Here is a 4,832-nt window from a genome sequence, read left to right as displayed (position 1 = left end):
AGTTCACTCGCCAGCTTGCGTACAAAGCTGGCTGGTACGGGAGGACATACGTTGAGATAGGGAGATTCTTCCCGTCCACTAAACGCTGTTCCTGCTGTGGGTTCGTGAAAGAAAACATGCCGCTGGACGTGCGATCGTGGGAGTGCCCCGAATGCGGCACAACCCACGACCGTGACGTGAATGCAGCACGTAACATTTTAGCCGCCGGGCTGGCGGTGTTAGCCTTTGGAGAGAATGTTAGTGGCGATGGCATTTCGGTGTCGTCGTCCTGTTCTCGGTGAATTAGGAATCCCCCGGCTTTAGCCGTGGGGAGTAGTCAAGTACTGGATGCAGGTTTGTTGGAAGCCGCTGATGGGGAAATCTGGTCATTTGCACTGGAAAACGATTGGGTCATCATTTCCAAAGATGACGACTTTCAATTTCGCGCTTCTGTCAGCAAGCTATACCCCAAAATCGTCTGGGTACGCGTCGGTAATTGCTCAAAGCAAAAGCTTCTGGAAATTTTCAAAAAACACTGGGATGCAATCAAGCAAGAATTGGAGGCTGGAGCCTTTTTGGTCGAAGTGGTTTGATCGTCCACTTCACTTTATGTTGGGCATGTTCCCCACCACATCGACAGCGGCACGGCAAACAGGTGTTCCCCAAACGGCACGACCTCGCGCCCGCTATACAGCACAATTCCCCGCTGGAAGGTATCTGGCTCGGTTTCCTGCAAATGCCGCAAGCCTTTGAAATCCTTACTATCCACGCTGGCGCTGGCTTTGACTTCCACCCCGGTGAGTTTGCCCGCCCGGTTTTCGAGGATGAAATCCACCTCAATATTGCTTTGCGTGCGGTAGTGCCACAAGGTCAGGCGTTGCGCGGAAAAAGCGAGGTGTTTGAGCAATTCACCCAGCACGAAACTTTCAACCAGCCCACCGGGCAAGCCATTCTCCACAGCCATGCGCTCTGCCGTCCAGTTGGCCAGATGGGCAAGCAAGCCGGTATCCGACAGGAAGACTTTGGGGGATTTGACCAGGCGTTTGCCGGGATTGCGTTCCCACGAAGGCAGGCGGTAAACCAGAAACAAGGTTTCGAGCAGGGTAAAGTAACGTTTGAGTGTGGTTTGCGTCAGGTTACTGGTGCGCGAAAGCTCGGCAAAGTTCAGCAGGCTGGCGCTACGGGTTGCCAGCAGGTGTAACAGGTTGGGAATTTCGGTGAGTTGTTCGACCCGTGCCAGTTCGCGCACATCACGGTACAGGATGGCTTGCAAGTAACTGTCAAACCACGCCGCCCGTCGCCGTTCCTGAGTGCGTTCCACCGCTTCGGGGAAACCGCCCGCTACCAGCCTGTCGATGAGTTGGGCACGTTCACACGGCGGGATATGTAAGGCATTCAAATCGCCGTTAAACAGCCAGTCCGCCAGATTGCGTGCCGGGTTCCCCGCGATTTCGCTGCCCGATAAAGGCCACAGGGACAAGACCTCCATGCGCCCCGCCAGCGAGTCTGCAATATTAGGCAGCAGCAGGACATTTGCGGAACCTGTCAGCAGAAAGCGCCCTGGTTTGCGGTCACGGTCAACCGCAGCCTTGATGGCCAGAAACAAGTCGGGCGCACGTTGCACTTCATCCAGTGCTACGTGGTGGGGTAGCCCGGCAATAAATCCGGCAGGGTCGCTGGAAGCAGCGGCGAGCGTCACATGATCATCCAGTGTCAGGTAGCGGCGTCCTTCTTGCTCTGCCAACACCTGAATCAGGGTGCTTTTGCCCGTTTGCCGTGCGCCATTGAGCAATACCACCGGGGTATCAGCGAGTGCTTCGTGGAGTAAGGGGGTAATGTGTCTGTTATACATACTTCTAGTGTAGATCATGAATATCAGCCATTCAATAGCTGGAAATCATCCACTTGCTGGACGATTTTACATATCGTCATGTTGGATATGTCCCCCCAAACGGTAATCAGCCTCTGAGTTTCCATACGACCCGCCAACGAATCAGGAATCAAGTACCGTGCGATCGGGAATCAAAAGCCGTAAAATCAGGAATCTGGTGATGGGAACCACGCCTAAAACTTAAAAGAAACCAACATCGCCACCACAAACGCCGCAAGATAAACCCAAGGCAAAGCCATCAGATAAGTGACGAGTTGCGTTGCCTCCTGCGAATAAGCCCACCATGCGCCAATGCCTGAAATGGCATTTGTGATGCTTCGCCGTTTAACTTAACACAGTTCCGGCACGACGATGCCCCAGATTTCCAGTTTTTCCGGCAGCATTCCCAGCGTTTCGCCCATTGCCAGCGCTTCCGCCACCCCAATGCCATGGCTGGAAGCGGGGAACGCCAGCAGTGCCAATTCCTCACGTGGCAACGCCAGCCATGTGCCGGGGCAATGTTCTGTTGACAGCACGGCATCTATCAGGATCACATGGGCATGACCGCGCAGATGGTCAAGCAAAGCCATGCCGGGGCGGTCAAGTTTCTCCAGCACCAACGTTCCCGCTGCCAGGCGTGCTTGCACCCAAGCCTCTCCCGCCAGCGCATCGACAGCATCCCAACCCGCCTGATCTTCCCCAAACGGTGAACCAATGCCTATAATCGCCGTTATCACCGATTCACTTTCAACCGCAAAAAATGCGTCGCACACGAAATGCACGGGTCGTAATTGCGGATCACCTGTTCCGCCCGCAACCGCAGCGCATCGTCGTCATGCTCCAGCCCGAAAGCGTGTAAGGAATTGTACAAGTCCAACTCTATCCGCGCCTGATTCTGGCTGGTAGGTGGCACAATCCGCGCTGTTTTCACTGTACCATCTGCATTGAAATCATAGCGATGCCACAACATCCCGCGCGGCGCTTCGGTACAACCAAATCCCGTCCCGGCTCGCGGTGTCACCGCTACATGAGGCTGATCGGTTGGCGTATACGCTTCCAAAATACGAATCGCTTCATCGACGCTGTAAGCAATTTCCAACGCCCGCGCCGCCATGCTGTGGAACATATTGCGGCTGGGGAATTGCACATCACTACCTTCCAGCAAGGCCAATAAATGCACCGGTAATTGTTCATGCAGCAAATTCACCCGCGCCAACGGCCCCACCAGATAAGGTTTGCCATGAAGCAGTGCGTGCAGTGCAGTGGAATGCGCCATCTGACATTCGCGGAAATGAACATCGTATTCCTCAATGCCAATATCCAGCCCATCGCTGGAGATGAGGCGACCTGTATTGAACGGGTATTCATCAGGATGAGACAACGCGACTGAGGTAAAACGTTGTTCATCCGCTGGCATGGGTAGGCTAGCAACCCAGCGCACCAATTCGTAAGCATCTTCTTGTGCGGCTAACAGTTCCGCTTGCAATGCCCGCATGTCATCCAACGGTGGCGCGGCATAGAAACCACCCGCGCACGCATTCACCGGATGCACCGAGCGCCCGCCCAGTACGCGCATAATGCGGTTGCCAATGCTTTGCAGTTTCAGGCCACGTTTGACGACACGCGGGAATTTTTTCGCCATGGTTAGCGCATCTTCAAACCCCAGAAAATCCGGCGCAGCCAGCAAATGAATATGCAACGCATGGCTTTGAATCCATTCCCCGCAATACAACAAGCGGCGCAATGCCCGCGTCCACGGGCTGATCTGCACCCCGAAGGCCATTTCTGCCGCGTGTACCGCGCTCATTTGATACGCCACCGGGCAAATGCCGCAAATACGGGCGGTAATGTCGGGCACTTCCTGAAAATCACGGCCTTCCAGCAGTTTCTCGAACAGGCGCGGCGGCTCGAAAATGCTGAACTTGAGGTTGGTAATCACACCATTGTCGATGTCGAGTTCCAACGCACCTTCGCCCTCCACGCGGGTGAGGACGGGGACGCGCACGCTGACTTTACGCTGCTCCTGCATAAATCACTCCTTGGGGGCCGTAACAGCCGTAACAACCGCGCCCGAAGGTCGGGCAAATTGCGCCACATCCGGCATGGGTGGATGGGCCGAGGCAGGCTTGGCCTTGCGTCACCACCACACACACATTGCCCCGGCGTTTGCATTCGGCACAGACTTTTTCCTGCGGCAAAGCTGGCGTTGCGCCATGCAACAAGGTGCTGACGGCCTGCATGACCTGTTGGGTATTGACCGGGCAGCCCCACAATTCCAGGTCGACTTTCACTTGTGAAGCAATCGGTTTGGCGGTGGCGAGGCTGTCGAGGTATTCGGGGTGGGCGTAAATGGCCTGATGCCAGCCCTTGCCGTCGTGCAAATTGCGCAAGGCTTGCACCCCACCTGCCGTGGCACACGCGCCAATGGTAATCAGGTAACGGCTGTGGGCGCGAACCTGACGGATGCGTTGCACATCATGATTGGTATTGATGCTACCTTCCACGAAAGCAATGTCGACGAGTGCCTCTTCCGCCATCATGCCTGCTTCGGCGAAATGCACGATGTCGACCCGTTCTGCCAGCGTCAACAGCGCTTCCCCGGCATTGAGGAAGGCCAATTGGCAGCCGTCGCAAGAGGAAAACTTGTGTACCGCGACCGTGGGTCGGGTGTTTGCTTGGCTCATCAGTCGTGCGCGAGATACCCCTGCCTTTAGGCATGGGGAGGGATAGCGCGTCGGCGACAGCCGACCCTCTTCTCGCTCCTCCGTTTGGTTTGCTATCTTCGGTTGTTGACTCTTCACGAAATATACGATATTTTGTGAATAATGAAAACTAAACGCGCCTACCAATTCCGATTCTACCCAGACCCACAACAAGAAACGTTGCTGGCTCAGACGTTCGGTTGTGTGCGCTACGTTTACAACAGCATCTTGCGTTACCGCACGGATGCCTACTATCAGGCTCAGGAAAAAGTTGGGTACAC

The 4,832-nt window shown here is 55.3% G+C and carries 7 protein-coding genes; 3 read left to right on the top strand and 4 right to left on the bottom strand.

The genetic code is table 11. The features are described from left to right. Both Q394_RS22110 and Q394_RS0116675 read left to right on the top strand, forming a co-directional pair. Positions 1-281, top strand: a 281-nt coding sequence (locus tag Q394_RS22110) for a zinc ribbon domain-containing protein (RefSeq protein WP_156946862.1), incomplete at its 5' end; no start/stop codon positions are given. Positions 282-305: 24 nt separating this feature from the next. Continuing rightward, entirely contained in the window at positions 306-572 is a 267-nt protein-coding gene (locus Q394_RS0116675; protein WP_051543526.1) for a DUF5615 family PIN-like protein, read from the top strand. Positions 573-586: 14 nt separating this feature from the next. On the opposite strand, the gene Q394_RS0116670 is transcribed toward Q394_RS0116675, so the two are convergent. The 4 genes from Q394_RS0116670 to Q394_RS0116650 all read right to left on the bottom strand — a co-directional run bounded on the left by Q394_RS0116670 (position 587) and on the right by Q394_RS0116650 (position 4,533). Further along, a complete protein-coding gene (locus Q394_RS0116670) occupies positions 587-1,831 on the bottom strand; it encodes an ATP-binding protein (protein ID WP_028490241.1) in 1,245 nt (414 codons plus the stop codon). Positions 1,832-2,199: 368 nt separating this feature from the next. Next, complete coding sequence (locus Q394_RS20930; protein ID WP_051543525.1) at positions 2,200-2,586, bottom strand: hydrogenase maturation protease; 387 nt, start codon at positions 2,584-2,586, stop codon at positions 2,200-2,202. Further along, the gene (locus tag Q394_RS0116655; RefSeq protein ID WP_028490240.1) at positions 2,583-3,878 is read right to left on the bottom strand and encodes a Ni/Fe hydrogenase subunit alpha; all 1,296 of its coding nucleotides are present in this window, start codon (positions 3,876-3,878) and stop codon (positions 2,583-2,585) included. Before Q394_RS0116655 ends, Q394_RS20930 begins: the two co-directional genes overlap by 4 nt. Continuing rightward, on the bottom strand, positions 3,862-4,533 hold the full coding sequence (locus Q394_RS0116650) for an NADH-quinone oxidoreductase subunit B family protein (RefSeq protein ID WP_028490239.1): 672 nt from the start codon (positions 4,531-4,533) through the stop codon (positions 3,862-3,864). The genes Q394_RS0116655 and Q394_RS0116650 overlap by 17 nt, the downstream gene beginning before the upstream one ends. Before the next feature lie 141 nt (positions 4,534-4,674). Between Q394_RS0116650 and Q394_RS0116645 the strand changes: the two genes are divergently transcribed. After that, on the top strand, positions 4,675-4,832 hold a 158-nt coding region (locus Q394_RS0116645; RefSeq protein ID WP_038141903.1), incomplete at its 3' end, for a helix-turn-helix domain-containing protein.

This window comes from Thiothrix lacustris DSM 21227 (genome assembly GCF_000621325.1).
GTDB lineage: Bacteria > Pseudomonadota > Gammaproteobacteria > Thiotrichales > Thiotrichaceae > Thiothrix > Thiothrix lacustris.
Note: the sequence above shows the minus strand (reverse complement) of the source record. Positions and strands in the feature narration are given on the sequence as shown.

Bases quoted from the DNA above. Each gene is read 5' to 3' on its own strand.
- Q394_RS0116670 (WP_028490241.1), bottom strand. From the start codon at position 1,831: ATGTATAACAGACACATTACCCCCTTACTCCACGAAGCACTCGCTGAT.
- Q394_RS0116655 (WP_028490240.1), bottom strand. From the start codon at position 3,878: ATGCAGGAGCAGCGTAAAGTCAGCGTGCGCGTCCCCGTCCTCACCCGC.
- Q394_RS0116650 (WP_028490239.1), bottom strand. From the start codon at position 4,533: ATGAGCCAAGCAAACACCCGACCCACGGTCGCGGTACACAAGTTTTCC.